Genomic DNA, 1,705 nt, shown 5'->3' on the forward strand with positions numbered 1-1,705 from the left:
CACCACAAATAATGCTTGAGACTCCTAAAATATCAGTAACAGTCCTGAGATTTTTCGATAGCGATTTGCGTTCCTGCCTAATTGTTCGAATATACTCAATCATAGCCTTGCCATATAACGCCCCATTAAGCGGCAAAAAATTGTTGGCTAAAATTGTGAACGGAGTGAAACAGCCAACTGTTTTTTGTCCGTTTGAACGTCTTGTTATGTGTTGATTACACTTGACTTTCGATTTCAAAATGCTTGCCATTGTACCAAACGTGCAAATACTTTGAGTCGATGCGTACATCTATAGTTGATTCGAAATAATCATGAACCGTTTCCCATGAAGTGCCATTATTTGTGACACTTTTTATTAATTCAACTTTCTTACTATTGAATCTAATATGATTACCTTTATTACAGTCTGGGCATACATACCAGATAGTTTGCATCTCTGGCCAACTAAATACGCTATTCGATAATGCGAACTCTAAATTAAAACTAGCTTTACAATTGATACAATTCATAAAAACACATAACGCCACATTAAGCGGCAAAAAATTGTTGGCTAAAATGTTGAACGGAGTGAAAACAGCCAACTGTTTTTTGTCCGTTTGAATGCCTTGTTAGGTTTAAAATACTACCAACTAATGAAAGTATACTACAAGACATAAAGCCAGTGGAATTAGCGAAATAACCAACACTTTACGCCACATTGGTATTAAGACCACTTTGCTATCATCGGTAAAAGGTTTACTTGGAAATTTACGTTCCCATAAAGTAAAACCAATGAGTAAAATAGCCCAATATACAAAAGTTAAAATTTGATAAATATTAGAATCAAGAGATTTACTATCGAGAATATACGGTTTCATTAATTCTGGCATAATCCATAAGGTAGCAATCAAAATAACCTGAATAGAAATTCTGAATAATTGCTTCCCTGACAATTTATAAGACTTCATACTTTGCTTTAAACCTAACGCCCCATTAAGAGGCAAATGATAGTTGGCTAAAATAAGCGACGAAAGAGCAAATAGCCAGCTGTTATTTGTCCTGCTTGAATGGCTTGTTAGAGTTTTTTACTCGATGACTTTGAATTCACTAATTTCATAAAAGCACTCATCATCCATTATGTCTTTATTCCAATCAATTTCAATGACTTCTGGAAATCCATATTTAGGGTGATATTTAATTTCCATGCTTGCAGCTTCAAATAACCCTTTATTTGCAGCTATAAAAAGATCATTTATTACTAAATTGTGTTCGTGTTCACTTAGTTTTTCAAAAAGTGCTACGTCATTTACAACAAGAACTTTTGAACCTGCTACATACATACAACCTTCTTGGGCAACGTAGCTATACCTTTCAGGCTCATTTTGTTGCCAAATATCTAATTGTCTTTGTATTTTTTCGTTTGTTTGAGAGCTTACGGATTGATAACCAACACCCCAAAAACTAAATATAAAAACTATTATCGTTCCTAATACAAAGAAGACTGAATATGGATTGCGACTATCGAATATTTGCATAAAACTCTAACGCCACGTTAAGCGGCAAAAAATTGTTGGTTAAAATGTTGAACGGAGTGAAAACAACCAACTGTTTTTTGTCCGTTTGAACGCCTTATAGTTGGACCAATCCATTTATCAATCGATTAGTTTACTATATTTGATAAGTGGAATATGCCTCTGTTGGTTACGAATATTGAACGGCAAACATC

Annotated in this window: 3 protein-coding genes; all 3 read right to left on the minus strand. The window is 34.1% G+C overall.

Annotated elements, in window-relative coordinates; translation table 11 throughout:
* Nucleotides 1-215: 215 nt before the first annotated feature.
* The 3 genes from H4J57_RS19375 to H4J57_RS19385 all read right to left on the minus strand — a co-directional run bounded on the left by H4J57_RS19375 (nt 216) and on the right by H4J57_RS19385 (nt 1,514).
* Complete coding sequence (locus H4J57_RS19375) at nt 216-509, minus strand: hypothetical protein (protein ID WP_182243972.1); 294 nt, start codon at nt 507-509, stop codon at nt 216-218.
* Between the two features lie 120 nt (nt 510-629).
* Nucleotides 630-932, minus strand: coding sequence for a hypothetical protein (locus tag H4J57_RS19380; protein WP_182243973.1), 303 nt, complete (start codon nt 930-932; stop codon nt 630-632).
* Between the two features lie 132 nt (nt 933-1,064).
* Nucleotides 1,065-1,514, minus strand: coding sequence for a DUF6174 domain-containing protein (locus tag H4J57_RS19385; RefSeq protein WP_182223140.1), 450 nt, complete (start codon nt 1,512-1,514; stop codon nt 1,065-1,067).
* Between the last annotated feature and the right edge of the window lie 191 nt (nt 1,515-1,705).

It is taken from the genome of Colwellia sp. BRX8-7, from assembly GCF_014077275.1.
GTDB lineage: Bacteria > Pseudomonadota > Gammaproteobacteria > Enterobacterales > Alteromonadaceae > Colwellia_A.